The sequence below is a fragment of the Pseudarthrobacter albicanus genome (assembly GCF_018224015.1).
Classification (GTDB): Bacteria; Actinomycetota; Actinomycetes; order Actinomycetales; family Micrococcaceae; genus Arthrobacter; species Arthrobacter albicanus.
Genome location: NZ_JAGPOT010000025.1, coordinates 14,536 through 34,232 on the forward strand (window position 1 = coordinate 14,536; position 19,697 = coordinate 34,232).

Annotated in this window: 15 protein-coding genes; 6 read left to right on the forward strand and 9 right to left on the reverse strand. The window is 70.3% G+C overall.

Annotated features, from left to right (window positions below; genetic code table 11):
* Nucleotides 1-13 precede the first annotated feature (13 nt).
* From J9611_RS07465 to argC, 6 genes are read right to left on the reverse strand one after another with little or no spacing between them, the layout of a single operon-like run.
* The gene (locus J9611_RS07465) at nt 14-544 is read right to left on the reverse strand and encodes an arginine repressor (protein WP_211879002.1); all 531 of its coding nucleotides are present in this window, start codon (nt 542-544) and stop codon (nt 14-16) included.
* On the reverse strand, nt 544-1,521 hold the full coding sequence (gene argF, locus J9611_RS07470; protein ID WP_211879004.1) for an ornithine carbamoyltransferase: 978 nt from the start codon (nt 1,519-1,521) through the stop codon (nt 544-546). The genes J9611_RS07465 and argF overlap by 1 nt, the downstream gene beginning before the upstream one ends.
* The gene (locus J9611_RS07475) at nt 1,518-2,834 is read right to left on the reverse strand and encodes an acetylornithine transaminase (protein ID WP_211879006.1); all 1,317 of its coding nucleotides are present in this window, start codon (nt 2,832-2,834) and stop codon (nt 1,518-1,520) included. Before J9611_RS07475 ends, argF begins: the two co-directional genes overlap by 4 nt.
* 2 nt (nt 2,835-2,836) lie before the next feature.
* Nucleotides 2,837-3,790 carry an acetylglutamate kinase gene (gene argB, locus J9611_RS07480; RefSeq protein ID WP_211879008.1) on the reverse strand — a complete coding sequence of 318 codons (954 nt, stop codon included), beginning with the start codon at nt 3,788-3,790 and terminating at the stop codon, nt 2,837-2,839.
* Nucleotides 3,791-3,823: 33 nt separating this feature from the next.
* Nucleotides 3,824-4,990 carry a bifunctional glutamate N-acetyltransferase/amino-acid acetyltransferase ArgJ gene (gene argJ / locus J9611_RS07485; RefSeq protein WP_211879010.1) on the reverse strand — a complete coding sequence of 389 codons (1,167 nt, stop codon included), beginning with the start codon at nt 4,988-4,990 and terminating at the stop codon, nt 3,824-3,826.
* A complete protein-coding gene (gene argC, locus J9611_RS07490; RefSeq protein ID WP_211879012.1) occupies nt 4,987-6,030 on the reverse strand; it encodes an N-acetyl-gamma-glutamyl-phosphate reductase in 1,044 nt (347 codons plus the stop codon). The genes argJ and argC overlap by 4 nt, the downstream gene beginning before the upstream one ends.
* A gap of 221 nt (nt 6,031-6,251) precedes the next feature.
* On the opposite strand from argC, the gene J9611_RS07495 reads away from it, so the two are divergent.
* The 4 genes from J9611_RS07495 (at nt 6,252) to J9611_RS07510 (ending at nt 13,896) form a co-directional block, all read left to right on the forward strand.
* On the forward strand, nt 6,252-7,340 hold the full coding sequence (locus J9611_RS07495; protein ID WP_211879014.1) for a fatty acid desaturase family protein: 1,089 nt from the start codon (nt 6,252-6,254) through the stop codon (nt 7,338-7,340).
* Between the two features lie 82 nt (nt 7,341-7,422).
* Nucleotides 7,423-8,388 carry a quinone oxidoreductase family protein gene (locus tag J9611_RS07500; protein ID WP_211879016.1) on the forward strand — a complete coding sequence of 322 codons (966 nt, stop codon included), beginning with the start codon at nt 7,423-7,425 and terminating at the stop codon, nt 8,386-8,388.
* Nucleotides 8,389-8,530: 142 nt separating this feature from the next.
* The gene (locus tag J9611_RS07505; protein ID WP_307857038.1) at nt 8,531-12,484 is read left to right on the forward strand and encodes a Pls/PosA family non-ribosomal peptide synthetase; all 3,954 of its coding nucleotides are present in this window, start codon (nt 8,531-8,533) and stop codon (nt 12,482-12,484) included.
* 47 nt (nt 12,485-12,531) lie between these two features.
* Nucleotides 12,532-13,896, forward strand: coding sequence for a M1 family metallopeptidase (locus tag J9611_RS07510; protein ID WP_211879018.1), 1,365 nt, complete (start codon nt 12,532-12,534; stop codon nt 13,894-13,896).
* A gap of 29 nt (nt 13,897-13,925) precedes the next feature.
* Here J9611_RS07510 and J9611_RS07515 read toward each other — a convergent pair whose 3' ends face one another.
* Genes J9611_RS07515 through pheS form a run of 3 tightly spaced genes read right to left on the reverse strand, consistent with a single transcriptional unit; the run spans nt 13,926 to nt 18,280 of the window.
* Nucleotides 13,926-14,645, reverse strand: coding sequence for a 4'-phosphopantetheinyl transferase family protein (locus J9611_RS07515; protein ID WP_307857039.1), 720 nt, complete (start codon nt 14,643-14,645; stop codon nt 13,926-13,928).
* 27 nt (nt 14,646-14,672) lie between these two features.
* On the reverse strand, nt 14,673-17,216 hold the full coding sequence (gene pheT, locus J9611_RS07520; protein ID WP_211879020.1) for a phenylalanine--tRNA ligase subunit beta: 2,544 nt from the start codon (nt 17,214-17,216) through the stop codon (nt 14,673-14,675).
* A gap of 2 nt (nt 17,217-17,218) precedes the next feature.
* Complete coding sequence (pheS, locus tag J9611_RS07525; protein ID WP_211879022.1) at nt 17,219-18,280, reverse strand: phenylalanine--tRNA ligase subunit alpha; 1,062 nt, start codon at nt 18,278-18,280, stop codon at nt 17,219-17,221.
* Between the two features lie 267 nt (nt 18,281-18,547).
* On the opposite strand from pheS, the gene J9611_RS07530 reads away from it, so the two are divergent.
* Complete coding sequence (locus J9611_RS07530; protein ID WP_246527505.1) at nt 18,548-19,039, forward strand: hypothetical protein; 492 nt, start codon at nt 18,548-18,550, stop codon at nt 19,037-19,039.
* Between the two features lies 1 nt (nt 19,040).
* On the forward strand, nt 19,041-19,679 hold the full coding sequence (locus J9611_RS07535; RefSeq protein ID WP_211879024.1) for an SIMPL domain-containing protein: 639 nt from the start codon (nt 19,041-19,043) through the stop codon (nt 19,677-19,679).
* The last annotated feature ends 18 nt before the right edge of the window (nt 19,680-19,697 follow it).

Genomic DNA, 19,697 nt, shown 5'->3' on the forward strand with positions numbered 1-19,697 from the left:
GTCTCATGCAAGGTTACTGGCCGGCTTCCTCGGCGAGCTGCAGGAAGCGGGCGGCGACGGCGGCCCCGCCGACCGGATCGCGGGTGACCAGCAGCACGGTGTCGTCCCCGGCGATGCTGCCCAGGATGGACGGCATCACCGAGTGGTCGATCGCGAGGGCCAGGAAGTTCGCCGCGCCGGGCGGGGTCCGCAGCACCACGATGTTCCCGGAGGCCTCGGCCGTGACCAGCAGTTCCCCGCACAGCCGGGCCAGCCGGGCGTCGAGGATTTCCTGGGTCACCCCGCTCTTGGCGCCGCGCTCGCCGCCCTCCCCCGGCACGGCGTAGACCAGCACGCCCTCCTTGCCGCGGACCCGCACCGCGCCCAGTTCCACGAGGTCCCGGGACAGGGTGGCCTGGGTGACCTGGACGCCGTCGTCGGCCAGCAGTGCGGCAAGTTCCGCCTGCGAGCGGACGGATTCACCCGTCAGGATCGCGGTGATCCGCGCCTGCCGGGCGGTCTTGGTGGCCGGGCTGGCCCCCGGGGAGGCCGGCTGGACGGACATTATCCGAGTCCCTCGACAACGGCCAGGCCGGAGCGGTGCATGAGCCACGCCATGAGGGCCTTCTGGGCGTGGAGCCGGTTTTCCGCCTCGTCCCAGACCACGGACTGCGGGCCGTCGATGACGCCGGCGGCGATCTCGTAGCCCCGGTAGGCCGGGAGGCAGTGGAGCACGACGGCGTCCGGCGCCGCCAGCTTCATCGCCGCTTCGTCCACGGCGTAGTCGCGGAACAACCGCAGCCGCGCCTGCTTCTCGTCTTCCTGGCCCATCGACACCCACGTGTCGGTGGCGACGACGTCGGCGCCCAGGAGCGCTTCGGCCGGGTCCACGGTGACGAGCACCGAGCCGCCGGTCTCCGCGGCACGGTCCTCGGCCGCGGCGATGATCTCCGGGGACGGCAGGTAGCCGTCGGGGCCGGCGATGCGGACGTTCATGCCCGCCGTGACGCCGGCCAGCAGGTAGGAGTTGGCCATGTTGTTGGCCGCGTCGCCGAGGTAGCTCAGGGTGAGGCCCTTGAGCTGGCCCTTGTGTTCCTTGATGGTGAGCAGGTCCGCGAGGAGCTGGCACGGATGGTAGTCGTCGCACAGGGCGTTGATCACGGGGACGCGCGAGTTCGCGGCCATGGCGACGAGCCCGGCGTGCGCACCGGTCCGCCAGACGATCGTGGCGACCATGCGCTCGAGCACCCTGGCGGTGTCCTCCACCGATTCCTTGTGGCCGATCTGCGCCTCGCCCGGGTTGATGATGAGCGCATTGCCGCCCATGTCGGCCACGCCGGTGGCGAAGGAGACCCGCGTCCGGGTGGACGTCTTGTCGAAGATCACGGCCACGGTCTTGCGGCCGTTTCCTGCCCCGGCGAAGGGCTGCACGCTGTACGGGGCGGCCTTCATCCGGACGGCCAGGTCGAGGACTTCAGCCTGCTCGGCGGGGCTGAGGTCCGTGTCCTTGAGGAAATGGCGGGTGACTGCTGTGGCGTTCACTGGGCGTCCTTTGCGGTCTGGAGGAGGGCGGGCAGCGCGGCGAGGAAACGGTCGGCCTGGTCGGTGGTGAGGATCAGGGGAGGCGCGAGCCGGATGGTGTGCGGGCCGGGGCTGTTGACGATGAAGCCGGCGTCCAGGCCGGCGTCCACGACGCCGGGGGCGACGTCGGCGTCAAGGTCGAAGCCGATCAGCAGCCCTTCGCCGCGGACCGCAGTGACGCCGTCGATCGCGGCGAGGCCGGAGCGCAGGTGCTCCCCCACCTCGCGGACGTGGTCCAGAACGTGCTGGCTTTCGAGGACGTGCAGGGTGGCCAGGGCGGCCGCGGTGGCGACCGGGTTGCCGCCAAAGGTGGTGCCGTGCTGGCCGGCGGTGAGCAGCGAGGAGGTTTCCGGACCGAACGTCACGAGGGCGCCGATCGGGAAGCCGCCGCCCAGGCCCTTGGCCAGGGTCACGGCGTCGGGCACGATTCCGGCGTCGCCGCTGGCGAGCCATTTCCCGGTGCGGCCCATGCCGGTCTGCACCTCGTCGAGGATCAGCAGGGCGCCGGCAGCGGTGGTGGCCTCGCGGGCCGCCTGCAGGTACCCGGCGGGCAGCGGAAGGACGCCGGCCTCGCCCTGGATCGGCTCGAGGAAGACGGCGGCAACGGTGTCGTCGACGGAGGCGCGGAGCGCGTCGATGTCACCGAACGGGATGTGCACGACGCCGCCTGGCAGCGGCGCGAACGGCGCCCGGTAGGCCTCTTTCGCGGTGAGCGCGAGGGCACCCATGGTGCGCCCGTGGAAGGCCCCTTCCAGCGCGATGATCTTGGTCCGGGGCCGTTCTGGACTGTCCGGGCCGGCGCCCGTGTTGCGCCGGGCCAGCTTGAACGCGGCCTCGACGGCTTCGGTGCCGGAGTTGGCGAAGAAGACCTTGGACCCGGCCGGGGCCCGGGTGATTTCCAGCAGCTTCTCGGCCAGGGCGATCTGGGTGGGGCTGGTGAAGAAGTTGGAAACATGCCCGAGGGTGGCCAGCTGGCTCGAGATCACCGAGGTGACGAACGGGTGGGCGTGGCCGAGGGCGTTGACGGCGATCCCGCCGAGCAGGTCCAGGTACTCCTTGCCGTCGGCGTCCCAGACGAGGCAGCCGGCGCCGCGGACCAGGACCCGCTGCGGGGTGCCGAAGACGCCCAGCAGGGACGAGGAATAGCGGGAAAGCCATTGCGCGCCGGTGGCATGGCCGCGGGTTTCGACCAGCTCAACCACCGGGCTCGGGTGATCGAGCTCCCCCACCGGGCTCCGGTGATCGAGCTTGTCGAGATCTTCAGAGTTGTTCATGTTTACACTTCCTCGTCCGGGACGACCTGCGTGCCGATGCCCGCCGTCGTGAAGGTTTCCAGCAGCATCGAGTGCGGCAGCCTGCCGTCCACGATGTGCGCCCGCTCGACGCCGCCCTCGACGGCCTTGAGGCAGGCTTCCATTTTCGGGATCATGCCGGATTCGAGGCCCGGGAGCAGCCCGCGCAGCTCCGAAGCCGTCAGCGAGGAGATCAGCGAGGAGCGGTCCGGCCAGTTGGCGTAGAGGCCCTCGACGTCCGTGAGGATCACGAGCTTGGAGGCGCCGAGCGCTTCGGCGAGGGCGGCGGCGGCCGTGTCGGCGTTGACGTTGAGGACCTGTCCGGTGGTCTGCGCCTGATGGGTGTCTGCACCGCGGGCCCCGTCATCGGCGATCTCCGGCGCGACCGTCGAGATCACCGGGATCCGGCCAGCGGCGATGATGTCCAGGATGCCGGCGGGGTTGACGCCCACCACTTCGCCCACCAGGCCCAGGTCCACCTCTTCGCCGTCGACGACGGTCCCGGTGCGGACGGCGCGCAGCAGGCCGCCGTCCTCCCCGGACATGCCGACGGCGTAGGGGCCGTGGGAGTTGATCAGGCCCACGAGTTCGCGGCCCACCTGGCCGGTGAGGACCATGCGCACCACATCCATGGCCTCCGGGGTGGTGACGCGCAGGCCGCCCTTGAACTCGGATTCGATGCCGAGCCGGCTGAGCATGGCATTGATCTGCGGGCCGCCGCCGTGCACCACCACCGGGTGGATGCCGACATGGTGGAGGAACACGACGTCCTCGGCGAAGGCGCGGCGCAGTTCATCGTTGACCATGGCGTTGCCGCCGTACTTGATCACCATGGTGGTGCCGGCGAAGCGCTGGATCCAGGGCAGCGCCTCAATCAGGGTGCCGGCCTTGTCCTGGGCATCGGCCGTGGACGTGGTCTCGCGGGTCTGGGTGTTCATGCTGCCGTCCTTCTGTTCGTCCTTCCAGGGGGATTAGCTTGAGTAGGCGCTGTTTTCTTCGACGTAGTCGTGGGTGAGGTCGTTGGTGAGGATCGTGGCCTCGGCCCCGCCGGCCTGAAGGTCGATCTCGACCAGCACCTCGCGCGGTTCCAGGTCCACGAGGCTGCGGTCCGCCCCGATGCTGCCGTTCCGGCAGATCTGCACGCCGTTCATGGACACATTCAGCTGGTCCGGCTCGAAGACCGCGTCCGTGGTGCCGACGGCGGAGAGCACGCGGCCCCAGTTGGGATCCTTGCCGAAGATGGCGGTCTTGAACAGGTTGGAGCGGGCGACGGCGCGGCTGACGATCTCGGCGTCCCTCTCCGTGGCCGCGTTGAAGGTACGGATCGCGATGTCGTGGCTGGCGCCCTCGGCGTCGCCGATGAGCTTGCGGGCAAGCTCGGCGCAGACCTGCGTCAGGCCGGCGCCGAATCCGGTGGCGGAGGGAACGACGCCGGAGGCGCCGGAGGCGAGCAGCACCACGGTGTCGTTGGTGGACATGCAGCCGTCGGAGTCGGCCCGGTCAAAGGTGACCCGGGTGGCGTCGCGGAGCACGACGTCGAGCATTTCCGGCTGGACGTCTGCGTCCGTGGTGAGGACCACCAGCATGGTGGCGAGCCCGGGGGCGAGCATGCCGGCACCCTTGGCCATGCCGCCGATGGTGTACTCGTTTCCTTCGGCGTCCGTGCCGGTGAACACGGCCTGCTTGGACACCGTGTCCGTGGTCATGATGGCGGTGGCCGCCCCGGCCCCGCCCTCGGGACTGAGCGCGGCGGCCGCGGCGCCGATCCCGGCAAGGATCTTGTCCATCGGGAGCTGCTCACCGATCAGGCCGGTCGAGCAGACCACCACGTCGGTGGCGGAGATGCCCAGCGCTTCGGCGGTCTTCTCGGCGGTGGTGTGGGTGTTCTGGAAGCCCTGGGGGCCGGTGCAGGCGTTCGCGCCGCCGGAGTTGAGCACGACGGCGTCCGCCCTGCCGTCCTTGACCACCTCGCGGGACCACTGCACGGGTGCCGCGGCCACGCGGTTGGAGGTGAACACGGCGGCGGCGGCCCGGGAAGGTCCGTCGTTGACAACGAGCGCGAAGTCCGGGTTGCCGGAGGCCTTGAGGCCGGCCGTGACTCCGGCGGCGCGGAATCCCTTGGCTGCGGTGATGCTCACGGTGCGACTCCCTGGAGGTTGAGGCCGGCGGTTTCCGCCAGGCCGAGGGCGATGTTCATGGACTGCACGGCGCCGCCGGCGGTCCCCTTGGTCAGGTTGTCGATGGCGCAGCAGACGATCACGCGGCCGGTGTGCTCATCGAAGGCCAGCTGCATCACGGCGTGGTTGGATCCCTGCACGGATTTGGTGGTGGGCCAGTGGCCTTCCGGCAGCAGATGGACGAACGGCTCGTCGTCGTAGGCCTCGGCCCAGGCGCGGCGCAGCTCCCCGGCGGTGACCCTGCGTCCCGGCTCCTGCCGCACCTTCGCGGTGGCCGTGGTGAGGATGCCCCGGCTCATGGGAGCCAGCGTGGGGGTGAAGGAGACGGTGACGGGTCCGCCCGCGGCCAGCGAGAGTCCCTGTTCGATCTCGGGGGTGTGCCGGTGGCCCCCGCCCACGCCGTAGGGGCTCATGGAGCCCATGACCTCGGCGCCGATCAGGTTGACCTTGGCGGCTTTTCCGGCGCCGGAGGTGCCGGAGGCGGCGACGATGACGACGTCGTCCGCGTGCAGCAGTCCGTTGCTGAAGCCGGGCGTGAGGGCCAGCAGGGCCGACGTCGGGTAGCAGCCCGGCACGGCGATCCGGTTGGCGCCCTTGAGTTTCTCGCGCTGTCCGGGCAGCTCCGGCAGGCCGTAGGGCCAGCTTCCGGCGTGCGCGGAGCCATAGAACCTCTCCCAGGCGGCCGGGTCCTCGAGGCGGTGGTCGGCGCCGGCGTCGATCACCACCGTCCCGGCCGGCAGCTGCGCCGCGATCCCGGCGGACGCGCCGTGCGGAAGGGCCAGGAACACGACGTCGTGTCCGGACAGGTTCTCCACGGACGTGTCTTCGAGGATGCGGTCCGCCAGGCTATGGAGATGGGGCTGCAGTTCCCCTAGTGTGGAACCGGCATTGCTGTGCGCCGTGATGGCGCCGATCGTGACATCGGGGTGGCCGGCCAGGAGCCGCAGCACCTCGCCGCCTGCATAACCGCTTGCGCCGGAGACGGCAACAGAAATAGTCATAACCGCCACTATACAGCAAGACTATGCATAGAGGTCGATATTTATGCATGGATTTGTCGGCGCCCGGATCTGGTCCGCGGGCAGCCGGCCCCACCCGGCAGGGCGGCGCAGGCGCCGGACCAAGGAGCCCCGGCACGTACACTTGACTGAGGGTGATCCAGACCGTGCAGGCCGAATGTCGGCTGCAGCGTTGCCCGGAACAGTTACGAGGCCAGCGTCCCATGACCCCCACCACCACTGCGGAGCGCCCCCAAACGCGCGTCCGGCAGCCCAACGCCGTCGTCCTGAGCTACTCCGAACTGCTCAAGAGCGTCAAGGCCGCCGGCCTCCTCGAACGCCGGGTCGGTTTCTACGTCACCGTGTTTTCCTGCCTGGTGTTGCTCATGGCCGCCACGTGGTTCGGGTTCGCCCTGATCGGTGACAGCTGGTTCCAGCTCCTCATCGCCGCCGCCGTGGGCATCCTGTGCACCCAGCTGAGCTTCCTGGCCCACGAGGCCGGGCACCGCCAGATCTTCGCCTCCCGCCGCGCCAACGACTGGACCGCCCGGCTGCTGGCCACCTCCGTGGCCGGCATGAGCTACTCCTGGTGGGAGCAGAAGCACGGCGCGCACCACAACCATCCGAACGTCATCTCCAAGGACCCGGACATCGCCACCGGCGCGATTGCGTTCCACGAGGAAGCGGCGGCCACCCGGCAGGGACGCTTCTCCTTCCTGACCCGCAAACAGGGCTGGTTCTTCTTCCCGCTGCTGTTCCTTGTAGGCCTCGGCCTGCAGATCGATTCGATCAGGTTCGTCTTCCGCCGCGCCAAGGTCACCCACCGCTGGACCGAACTGCCCATCCTCTTGGCACGGTTGAGCGCCCTTCCGGCACTGGCCTTCACCTTCCTGCCGCTGGGCATGGCGTTCGCCTTCATCGGCGTCCAGCTCGCCGTCTTCGGCTTCTACATGGGCGCTTCCTTCGCCCCCAACCACAAGGGCATGCCGGTTCTGCCGGCCAACAGCCGCGTGGACTTCTTCAGCCGCCAGGTCCTGACGTCCCGCAACATCTCCGGCGGACGCTTCATGGACATCCTGCTCGGCGGCCTCAACCGCCAGGCCGAGCACCACCTCTTCCCGGACATGGCCCGCCCGCAGCTCGACAAGGCGGCCGTGATCGTCCGCGAGTACTGCCAGAAGCACCAGGTTCCCTACACCGAAACCACGCTGCTCCAGTCCTACGGCATCATCGTCCGCTACCTCAACGACGTCGGCCTCGCAGCCGGGCGACACTTCGAATGCCCGATGGCAACCGTGACGCGCCGCTACTGAGCCGCACCTTCGCCATTTCCGCCGCTGTCCCTAGGATGGTTCCAGGATCCGGGCCAGGACATCGCCCGGAAAAAGGAGACTCATGATGCACGCAATCGTTGCCCGGCTGCCGGGCGGCCCCGAGGTACTGGAACTGGCAGAAACAGGGCGTCCGGCGCCGGGCCCCGGCCAGTTGCTCGTCAAGGTCGCCGCCGCGGGCGTGAACTTCATTGACACCTACAAGCGCAGCGGCGTCTACAAGGTGCAGTACCCCTTCACGCCCGGCTCGGAGGCCGCCGGCACCGTGGAGGAAGTCGGCGAAGGCGTCACCGGCTTCGCCCCGGGCGACCGGGTCGCCACGGCCGAAGGCATCGACTGCTACGCCGGCTACGCCCTCGTCGATGAGGACAAGGCGCTCCCCGTCCCGGACGGCCTCGACGACTTGACGGCCGCCGCACTCCCCCTGCAGGGCGTGACGGCGCACTACCTGATCAACTCCACCTTCAAGGTCGAGCCCGGCCACACCGTCCTGCTCCACGCCGGCGCCGGCGGCGTCGGCCTCCTTCTCATCCAGCTGCTCAAGGCCAAGGGCGCAAACGTCATCACCACCGTCTCCACCCAGGAGAAGGAACAGCTGGCCCGCGACGCCGGCGCCGACCACGTGCTGCGCTACGAAGGCTTCCCGGCCCGGATCCGGGAACTGACCGACGGGACCGGCGCCGACGTGGTGTACGACGGCGTCGGGAAAGACACGTTCGACGGTTCCCTCGCCGCGCTGCGGATCCGCGGCACCCTCGTGCTCTTCGGCGGCGCCTCCGGTCCGGTCCCGCCCTTCGACCCGCAGCGGCTCAATGCCGGGGGCTCCCTCTACCTGACGCGGCCGACGATGGCCCACTACCTGCGCGACCCGCAGGAGCGGCGCTGGCGCTCCGGCGAGGTCTTCGCCGCTGCCGCCGACGGCAGCCTCAAGGTCCGGATCGGCGCCCGCTATCCGCTGGCCGAAGCGGCGAAGGCCCACGACGACCTGGAGCAGCGGCGCACCACCGGCAAGGTCCTCCTGGTCCCCTGAGCGGGGCCCTGAGCCCCTGCAGGGCAGCAGGCGGACATTGCCTGTCTTCCCGGCAAGCACCGGGAGACCAACCGGACAACAACCGGACAACAACAGGCAAACACGACACCTTTTGTTCATCTGAGGCGGCGACAATCACCCTGTGACTGAACAGCCAACGCCCAACATTAAACGCCCCGCCGGCGCCGTCGTGTACCGGGCGCAGCTGCCGGGCGCCCTCGCGGCGCCGCCGGAGCGTACCCTGATCGACATCCTCCAGGACACCGCAGCACGCTTTCCGGACGCCTCGGCCCTTGACGACGGCCGCCGCTCGCTGAGTTACGCCCAGCTCCTGGCGGAGGTCCGGGCGGCCGCGACGCGGCTGCATCTGGCCGGACTCGGCGCGGGAGACAGGATCGGCGTCCGGATTCCGTCCGGCACCAACGAGCTCTACATCTCGATCCTGGCCGTGCTGCTGGTGGGGGCAGCCTACGTCCCGGTGGACGCGGACGATCCTGACGAGCGCGCCAGACTCGTCTTCAGCGAGGCGAACGTCGCCGGCATCCTGCGCGGCGGCGGCGGGATTGTCACGGACAGCCAGCGGCCCCGGCCCTTCCCTGCCGGCCGGCTGCCGGGCCCCGACGACGACGCCTGGGTGATCTTCACCTCCGGCTCCACCGGAACCCCCAAGGGCGTCGCGGTCCGGCACCGCTCCTCCGCGGCCTTCGTCGACGCCGAGGCCCGCATCTTCCTGACGGACGAGCCGATCGGGCCGCAGGACCGTGTCCTTGCCGGCCTGTCGGTGGCCTTCGACGCCTCCTGCGAGGAAATGTGGCTCGCGTGGCGCCACGGCGCCTGCCTCGTGCCCGCACCCCGGGCACTGGTGCGGACGGGCATGGACCTCGGCCCCTGGCTGATCAGCCACGGCATCACCGTCGTCTCCACCGTTCCCACGCTCGCCGCGCTCTGGCCGGCGGAATCCCTGGAGAGCGTCCGGCTGCTGATCTTCGGCGGCGAGGCCTGCCCGGTGGAGCTCGCGGAACGGCTCGCCGTCGAGGGCCGCGAGGTCTGGAACACCTACGGCCCCACCGAGGCAACGGTGGTGGCCTGCGCGGCGCCGCTGGGCGGGCCCGGACCCGTCAGGATCGGCCTCCCCCTGGACGGCTGGGACCTCGCCGTCGTCGGCGCCGACTCGGTGCCCGTCGCCGAAGGCGCGGTGGGCGAGCTGATCATCGGCGGCGTCGGGCTGGCCCGCTACCTGGACCCGGCCAAGGACGCCGAAAAATACGCCCCGATGCCCTCGCTCGGCTGGGAGCGTGCCTACCGCTCGGGTGACCTGGTCCGCTACGAGGCCGAAGGCCTGGTCTTCCAGGGCCGCGCCGACGAGCAGGTCAAACTCGGCGGCCGGCGGATCGAACTGGGCGAAATCGACGCCGCCCTGCAGTCGCTGCCGGACATCGCCGGCGCCGCCGCGGCGGTGCAGACGACGGCGGCGGGCAACCAGATCCTCGTCGGCTACCTGTCCCCCGCGGCCGGCCGGGAGATCGATCTCGCCGCCGCACGGGAGCTGCTGGGCGCCAGCCTGCCGGCGCCGCTGATCCCCCTCCTGACGCTCGTGGATGCGCTGCCCACCAAGACCAGCGGGAAGGTGGACCGGCACGCCCTGCCCTGGCCGCTCGGCGGCGCCGGAGCCGCCGACGCCGGGAACGCACCGCTGAACCTCCCGGACGACGCCCGCTGGATCCTCGAGCAGTGGACCGCCGTGCTGGGCAGCGCCGTCACGAATCTCGACGCCGACTTCTTTGCCTACGGGGGCGGCTCACTCGCCGCCGCGCAGCTCGTCTCCGCCCTCCGCGTCCGGTACCCCACCATCACGGTGGCCGACATCTATGCCACCCCACGGATCGGCGCGCTCATCGACGCGGCCCGCCAGTCGCTGCCCGAAGGCGGTGCCGGGCCCGCCCCGGAACGTTTTGTCCGGCCCACGGCCCGCAAGTCCCGGATCTTCCAGACCCTGATGGGCATTCCGCTGCACATCCTCGTGGGCATGCGCTGGCTGACGTACCTGATGGCCGCGAACAACCTGCTGTCCGCGCTGGCCGGCTTCAGGGCCGCCCCCACGCTCTCCTGGTGGTGGGTCGGCGCCGCCTGGCTCGTCTTCGTCAGCCCCGCGGGCCGGATGCTGATCTCCGTGGCCGCCGCCCGCCTCCTGCTGCGGAACGTGGTGCCGGGAACGTATCCCCGCTCCGGCCGGGTCCACCTGCGGCTCTGGCTCGCTGAGCAGATCCAGGACCTCGCCGGCGCCATCAGCCTGGCCAGCGCCCCCTGGGTGCCGTACTACGCCAAGGCGCTCGGCGCCACGATCGGCAACGACGTCCAGCTGCACTCGCTCCCGCCCGTCACGGGACTGCTCTCGCTCGGCAGCGGTTCCAACATCGAGCCCGAGGTCGATCTCTCCGGCTGGTGGATCGACGGGGACGTCGTCCACATCGGTTCGATCCGTATCGGCGCCGGCGCCACCGTCGGGGCGCGCAGCACGCTCATGCCGGGAGCGACCATCGGCGCCGGCGCCCAGGTGGAACCCGGCTCGGCCGTGCTGGGCAAGGTCAAGGCCGGCCAGCTCGTCGCGGGATCCCCGGCCGAGCGCCGGGGCAAGGCCAAGCATTCCCGGCCGGACATCCCCGGGGAGCATCATCTGATCGGCCGGCTCTGGTTCGCAGGCTTCGCCTCGGCCTCGGCGCTGCTGGCCCTGATCCCCTATGCCTCCGCTGCCGCGGCCGCGATGGTGGCCTACGCGTTCATCCAGGGCAGCGCATCGCTGTCCGCGGCGCTGCCGCGGCTCGTGCTGTCCCTCCCGCCGGCTGCGCTGGCCTGGTTCCTGGCCAACCTCCTGCTGATCCTGCTCACCACCCGGCTCCTCGGCATCGGGCTGAAGGCAGGCTACTACCGGGTCCGCAGCCGGATCGGCTGGCAGGTCTGGGCCACGGAACGCGTCCTCGACCTGGCCCGCGACCTGCTGTTCCCGGTCTACGCCAGCCTGTTCACACCGGTCTGGCTGCGGCTGCTCGGCGCAAAGATCGGCAGGAACGTGGAGGCCTCCACCGTGCTGCTGATCCCCCGGATGACGACCGTGGGCGAGGGCGCCTTCCTGGCCGACGACACGATGGTGGCGTCCTACGAACTCGACGGCGGCTGGCTGAGGATTGCCCCGGCCAAGATCGGCAAGCGCTCCTTCCTGGGCAACTCCGGCATGACCGCCGCCGGACGAAACGTCCCCAAAAACTCGCTTGTGGCGGTGCTCTCGGCCACCCCCGCCAAGGCAAAAGCCGGGACGTCGTGGCTTGGCAGTCCGCCCGTACGCCTCCGGCGCACCGCGATCGCCTCCGATGACACGCGGACGTACGAGCCGCCGTTCAGGCTCAAGGTTGCCCGCACGCTGTGGGAGTTGTGCCGCTTTGTCCCGGTCGTGCTGACGGTCGGGATCGCGGCGGCCGTCCTGCTCACCTTCGACTGGATCGCCGGCGCCTTCAACTACGGCATTGCCGCGGTCCTGGGCGGGGTGGTGGTCGTGCTGGCCGGCGCCGTGGCGGCAGGCAGCGCGGTGCTGGCCAAGTGGGTCCTGGTGGGACGGATCCGTCCCGGCGAGCACCCGCTCTGGAGCTCCTTCATCTGGCGGAACGAGGTGGTGGATACGTTTATCGAGATGGTCAGCGCCCCGTGGTTCGCGCGGGCGGCCACAGGGACGCCGGCCCTGGTCTGGTGGCTCAGGGCCCTCGGCGCCAGGATCGGCGCCGGCACCTGGTGTGAGAGCTACTGGCTGCCCGAAGCCGACCTCGTCACGCTGGGCAGGAATTCGACCGTCAACCGCGGCTGCGTCGTCCAGACCCATCTGTTCCACGACCGTGTGATGAGCATCGACACTGTTACGCTCGAGGACGGAGCAACCATGGGACCCCACGGGGTCATCCTCCCGCAGGCGAGGATCGGCACGGGCGGCACGGTGGGGCCGGCGTCGCTCGTCATGCGGGGCGAGACGGTGCCTGCCGCGACATACTGGATGGGCAACCCCGTGAGCCCCTGGGGCGGGCCGTCGGTTCCTGCCCCGAAGCCCAGGTAGCCCAACCCTGCGCCAGCGGGAATAACAGCACAACCAAAGGTCCGTCCATGAGTTCCAGCGCACCAGCCAGCAGCGGCAACGTCCTGCCCCCGGATCCGGAAGAGGCCGCGCCGGATCCCTACCTGCCCGGCCACGGCAGCACTGCGTACCGGGTCACCCGGTACGAACTCGAGATCGACTACAAACTCAGCAGCAACCGCCTCAGCGGGCGCGCCGTCCTGCACGCGGTCACCCGGCGGCCGACGTCGGCCATTGTGCTGGACCTGACCGGGCTCCGCGCCACCAGGGTCCGGCTCGGCGGCCGGAAGGTGCGCAGGTTCAGCCAGCGCGGCGAGCAGCTCGTGGTGGTCCCCGATGCCGCCCTGTTGCCGGGTGAAGAGTTCAGCCTGGACATCCGCTACGAGGGCAACCCGGCCCCGCGCCGTGGACTGTGGGGCGAGGTGGGCTGGGAGGAACTCACGGACGGCGTCCTGGTGGCCGGGCAGCCCAACGGCGCGGCCTCCTGGTTCCCCTGCAACGACCACCCGGCGGACAAGGCCAGCTACCGGATCTCGGTGACCACGGATGCCAACTACCGGGCTGTGTGCAACGGGGTCCTGATCTCGCGCAGCAGCCGGTCCAGCCGCGAGACCTGGGTCTACGAGCAGGCCGAACCCATGTCCACCTACCTCGCCACCGTCCAGATCGGCCGCTACGAGTTCCTGACGCTCCACCCGTTGCGGCCGGCCGGGCAGGTGCCGCAGTATGCCGCCGTTCCGGCGTCGCTGGCGGACACCGCCCGCGAAGGGCTGGCGCGCCAGCCCGGGATGATGCGCACCTTCGCCGACTGCTTCGGCCCCTACCCGTTCGCGGACTACACCGTCGTGGTGACGGAGGACGAACTGGAGATCCCGCTCGAGGCGCAGACCCTGTCCATCTTCGGCCGCAACCACCTGGAACAGCACTGGGAATCGCAACGGCTGATCGCGCACGAACTGTCCCACCAGTGGTTCGGGAACTCCCTGACGGCGGCCTCCTGGAAGGACATCTGGCTGCACGAGGGCTTCGCCTGTTACGCGGAATGGATCTGGTCCGAAGAGGCAGGCGTCATGTCCATCGCCGACCGCGCCGCCACCGCATGGCGGAAGCTCAACGCGGCCGGACAGGACCTGCTCGTGGGCGACCCCGGGCCCGCGCTGATGTTCGATGACCGCGTCTACAAGCGGGGGGCCCTCGCGCTGCACGCTCTGCGCGTGGCCTGCGGCGACCTGGCGTTTTTCGCGCTCCTGCATGACTGGACCGACCGCCACCGCCATGGCACGGTCTCCACGGCCGGGTTCATCCTGGCCGCGAACGCCGCGACGGGCATCGATGCGGAGGCCCTGCTGCACCCCTGGCTCTTCGAAGCGGCCCTCCCGGCCCTGCCGCGGTAGGTGTGTGCCGCCTCAGGCGGACAGCGCGCTCAGGCGGACAGCCCGACGGCGGCAACAAGGTCCGCGGGCAGGCCCGTTTCCGCCGCGGGCAGGTCCCGGAGCCCGGTCCGGTGCAGGACGTCAAGGGTTTCCGGGGCGGTCCGCAGCCCTTCGCCGCCCATTTTGAGCCAGGCTTCCTTCCGGGTCCACAGCCGCGCCCGCGCGCGCAGCAGCGCGGTACCTGCCAGCCCGAGCAGCTCCTGCTTTTCCGCGGGGGCCAGGGCGACGTCGTCGAACCCGTCAAAATCCATCCGTGCGGGATCCTCCACGTCGATCCCCAGCCGCAGGCCCGGTTCCGGATCGGGCACCGCCGCGAGCACAGTCCACCCCGAGCTCCGGGACAGGCTGAGCAGCAACGGCGCAGCGGAGCCGGCCAGGGAGGATCCAGACACAGCGTAGCCGGGCCGGCCGTGGGAGATGCCGGCGCCGGTCCCGCAGCGCGGGCAGCGGTAGTCCACGGTCAGTCTGGAGGCCGGCACTCCCAGCAGCTCGGCGGCAAAGCGCCGCTGCGCCAGCCGGCCGGACAGGAACGCTGCCCGCGGCCCTGGCATCATGGCGGCGGCGCGCTGCAGCTCGACGGCATCCAGCAGCGCCAGCGCGTCCCGCTCCAGCCCTCCCGGCCGCCCTTCCGGCCGTCCCTCCGGGTGGCCTTCCGGGCAGCCGGAAAGGCGGATGGGAGGGAAGGAACGCACAACGGGCAGTGGCTGCACCGGCCGGCTCCTGACGCGGTCAGCCGGTCAGCGCTGGACCGCGCCGAAGCGTTCGTGGGCCACCGCGACGGCGGCCGCGCGGGCCTCGGACGCTTCCTCGGCGGTCAGGGTGCGGTCATCGGCGCGGAAGCGCAGGCTGAACGCCAGCGACTTCTTGCCTTCCTCGATGCCCTTGCCCGCGTAGACGTCGAAGAGCGCCACGTCCTCGAGCAGTCCGCCGGCGCCCTCGCGCAGGGCGGCGAGCACCTCCTCCGCCGGGACCTCCTGCGCCACCACGAGGGCGACGTCCTGGCTGGCCACGGGGTAGCTCGAGATGTGCCGGGCCACGATGACGTCGGCGGCGGCTTCGAACAGGGCGTCGGCATTGAACTCCACGGCCACGGAACGGGCCGGCATGTCATGCGCGGCCAGCAGCTTCGGGTGCAGCTCGCCGGCGTAGCCCAGCACCTCGCCGGAGCGGAGCGCAAGCTGCGCGGCCCGTCCCGGGTGGAAGGCCTGGTGCCGGCCCTGGCTGACCACGATCTCGACGCCGAGGACGTCGCCGGCGAGCCGGGCGATGTCCAGGGCGTCGGCCCAGTCCCACGGGCGGGGCGTGTGGCCGGCGGCGGCCGGCGAGTCATGGCCGGTCAGGACGGCGGCGAGGTGCAGCGGCTGGTCCGGGACGCCGTCGTACAGCGCATCGAGGACCTCATCGGAGGGCTTGACGCCGAGCGGGGGGATGGTGGCGGTGCCCGGCGTTTCGCCCGGGAGGAACACGAGGCCGGCCTCGAACAGCGCCAGGTCCCGGAAGCCGCGGGAGTGGTTCCGCTTGGCCACCTCGAGCAGCCCGGGCAGGATGGAGGTCCGCAGGTAGCCGTGCTCCTCGCTGATCGGGTTGGCGAGCTTGAGGGCCTGCCGGGCCGTCCCTGCCGTGGGCACGCCGAAGGTGTCGTTGTCCGCCTTGGCGACGAACGGGTAGGCCATGACCTCGGTGAGGCCGGCGGCGGCCAGCGACTGGACCAGGCGGCGGCGCTGCTGCTGGACGCGGGTCAGGCCGCGGCCGGGGGGCGCCACCGGAAGCGTCGCGGGGATCTTGTCGTAGCCGACGAGCCGCGCGATTTCCTCGGAGAGGTCTTCCTTGGTTTCCAGGTCGTTGCGCCAGCTCGGGGCCGTGACTGTCCAGCCGCCGTCGTTCTTCACCACGACGGCTCCGAGGTCCTCCAGCGAGGTGACAATCTGCTCCTGCGTGAAGTCGATCCCGATCCGGTCCGAGGCGAACGCGGCGGGCAGCGCGATCGTGACGGCGTCCGGTGCGGTACCGACGTCGGTCCCGGCCTCATCGGCGGTGCCGCCGGCGAGCTCGACCAGGAGGTCAACCACGCGCTGCGCGGCAACATTGGCGACGTGCCAGTCCACCCCCCGCTCGAAACGCTTGGACGCTTCGGAGGGCAGCTTGTGCCGGCGGCGCGAGCGTCCGATGGACACTTCGTCGAAGTGCGCCGCCTCGACGAGGACGTTGGTGGTGGAATCCGAGACCTCCGTGTGGGCGCCGCCCATGACGCCGGCGATGCCGATCGCTCCGGAGGCGTCCGTGATCAGGAGGTCCTCGGCGTCGAGCGTGCGCTCCTTGCCGTCCAGGGTGGTGATTTTCTCCGCGGCGACCGCACGCCGGACCACAATGTCGCCCGAGAGCTTGTCCAGGTCATAGCAGTGGTTCGGCTGGCCGAGCTCGAGCATGACGTAGTTGGAGATGTCCACCGGCAGGGAGATGGAGCGGATCCCGGCGAGCCGGAGCCGTGAGGACATCCACGGCGGGGTGGGCCGGGTGGCGTCCACGCCGCGCACGGTGCGGGCCACGAAGCGGTCGCAGCCGGGCTTGCCGTAAATGGGGGCGTCGTCGTTGAGCTTGACGCCGTAGCCGCCGGTCGGCTCCGCGGGTGCCTGCACCCTGGACGCCGGGTCCGTGAAGGACGTGCCGGTGGCGTGGGCGTACTCGCGGGCCACGCCACGGATCGAGAACGCGTAGCCGCGGTCCGGCGTGATGTTGATCTCGGCGGCCTGGTCGTAGAGGCCCAGCAGTTCCATGGCGTCGGTACCGATTTCCGGATCCAGCCCGATCCTCGGGAGCACCAGGATGCCGTCGTGGTCCTCGCCGATGCCCAGTTCGCGGACGGAGGCGATCATGCCGGCGGACAGGTGGCCGTAGGTCTTGCGCGCGGAGATGCGGAAGTCCCCGGGCAGCACGGCGCCCGGCAGGGTGACCACCACCTTGTCGCCTTCGACGAAGTTGTGGGCGCCGCAGATGATGCCCTGCACGCCGGAGGGGTCGATGCCGTCTCCTGTGAGGGTCTGCTGCTGGCCTTCGGGGACAACCCGGACCTGGCACCAGTTGATGGTCTTGCCGTTGGTCTGGGGCTCCTTGACGATGCTCAGCACCTGGCCCACCACGATCGGACCCTGGAGGCTGTCCGTGGGGCGGTGGACCGCTTCTTCTTCAAAACCGACCTTGACCAGTTCGGCCATGACGTCTTCGGCCGTTGCTCCGGCCGGTACCTGCGCGAATTCACGCAGCCAGGAAAGTGGGATACGCACGGTTAGATCTCCATCCCGAAGTGCTCGCTGAAACGTACATCGCCTTCGATCATGTCGCGCATGTCGCCGACCTCGTTGCGGAACATGAGCGTCCGCTCGATGCCCATGCCGAAGGCAAAACCTGAATAGATGTCCGGATCTATGCCGGCGGCGCGAAGCACGTTGGGGTTGACCATGCCGCAGCCGCCCCACTCGATCCAGCCGGGTCCGCCCTTGGCGCCCGGGTGCCAGATGTCCAGCTCCGCGGACGGCTCGGTGAACGGGAAGTAGTTGGGGCGCAGCCGGATCTGGGCCTCGTCGCCGAACATCTGGCGCGCAAAGTGCTCCAAAGTGCCGCGGAGGTCGGCCATGCTGAGCTTCCTGTCGATCGCCAGGCCTTCGAACTGGTGGAACACCGGGGTGTGGGTGGCGTCGAGCTCATCGGTGCGGAACACCTTGCCCGGGCACAGCACGTAGATGGGCAGTTCGCGTTCCAGCATCGAGCGGACCTGCACCGGGGAGGTGTGCGTGCGCATCAGCAGGTGGGCCTCGGGCGGTTCCACGAAGAAGGTGTCCTGCATTTCGCGGGCCGGGTGGTCCGGCTTGAAGTTCAGCGCGTCGAAGTTGAACCACTCGGACTCGACCTCGGGGCCTTCGGCGATTTCCCAGCCCATGCCGACGAAGATGTCCGCCACGCGTTCCTGCAGGGTGGACAGCGGATGCCGGGCACCGGCACGACGGCGGCGCGGAGCCGCCGTAACGTCGACCGTCTCCTCGACCAGGATCCGCGCGTCGTTCTCGGCTTCGAGTTCGGCGGTGCGGTCCGCGAGCGCCTTGTTGACGCGTCCGCGGGAGGCGCCCATGAGTTTCCCGGCGGCGGCCTTCTGGTCCTTGGGCAACCCGCCGATCCCACGGTTCGCGAGGCTCAGCGCGGACTTTTCGCCGGTGTGCGCGAGCCGCACGGCTTTGAGTTCATCGAGCGTGGCGGCGGCGGCTATGGCGGCAACGGCCTGGTCTACGGCGGCGGTGATGGCGGCTTCATCCAGAGGATTCGGGATGGCAGCGCCCGGCAAAGTGTCAGTCATCTACTGTTCTTAGCTACGAGTCGGGTCATGCCGACGGCGGTGCGGCTGCGGGCGTTTGCTGGCAGCGCTTCTTTCGTCAACATCTGGCAGGGTCACAAGGCAGGTCATATGGTGTGGTCACAAGGGCATGGTCACAGGGCAGGGCCACAAGGCAGTCACCGAGGGCCGGCCACGCCGAAATCCCTCCGGCGGGCACCCTCCCCCCAGTCTAGTAGACGGCGCCGCCGTGCCCGAACGGGACCGGGCCAACCCCGCTACTATGGCTTCATGACGCCCGGAGAACGGCTGCGGCAACTTGCCAATGTGCTTAATGGCTCGACCCTCCTGGGGCTTCTGCTGGCCGCCGCCGCCCGCACCACTGTCAGCAACGGGCCCCGCGGGCTGCTGATTGCCGCCGGCTACCGCTGGCGGCTCCCCTTCGCCGGGGCATTCACGGTCGGCAACGTGGTGCTGTTCCGCGCCGGCCCGGCGGAGGCCCTGTCCAACGCCGCGCTGCTGGGGCACGAGGGACGCCACAGCACCCAGTATGCCTGGTGCCTCGGGCTGCCGTTCCTGCCGCTGTACTTCCTGGCGGCGGGGTGGTCCCTCTGGCGGACCGGCAATCCGGGGACGGGGAACTTCTTCGAGCTCCAGGCCGGGCTGCAGGCCGGCGGCTACCCGGACGGTAGTGGGCACAGAAAAGTGGGCGGCAAGCTTGGCGGCAGCCCTGACGGCAGTCCTGGCCCGGGCCGCGCGGACCCTGAGCGGAATGAGGCATGACATGACGGAGAGCCCCAGGACCATTGCGGTCACCGGATCCGGCAGCGCGGAAGCCGCACCCGACCTGCTGACCCTGTCCATCGGCGTCGAGTGCCGCCGCCAGGATGTCGGCACGGCCTACGGAGACGCCGGAAAGGTCTCGACCGCGATCACCGCGGTGCTCCGGGACCACGGCGTCGGCAGGCCGGACATCACCACCTCGGGCCTCAACGTCCGCGCCGAGGTCAACTGGCAGGAAGGCCGGGGGCAGACGGTCTCCGGGTACCTCGCCTCCAGCATGCTCAGTGTCCGGATCCGCGAACTGGCCGGTTCCTCGGAGGTCATCGCGGCAGCCGTGGCGGCCGGCGGCAACGACGTCCGGCTCAACGGCCTGGAGCTCGGTTTCGCGGATCCGTCGGCCGTCACGGCCCGGGCCCGGGAAGCCGCGTGGCAGGACGCCCTCACGGCCGCGCAGCACTTCGCTTCCCTGTCCGGGGCCGGGCTCGGGAAGGTCCTCTCCATCACCCGGCAGTCCGGCTTCCAGGCGCCCATCCCCCTGGCGAAGATGGAGCGCGCCGTCGCGGCGGACGCGCTCACCGTCGAAGCCGGCGAGTCCAGCGTCAGCGAGACGGTCAGCGTCGTCTGGGAACTGATCGCCTGAACTGCCCGCAGAGGCATG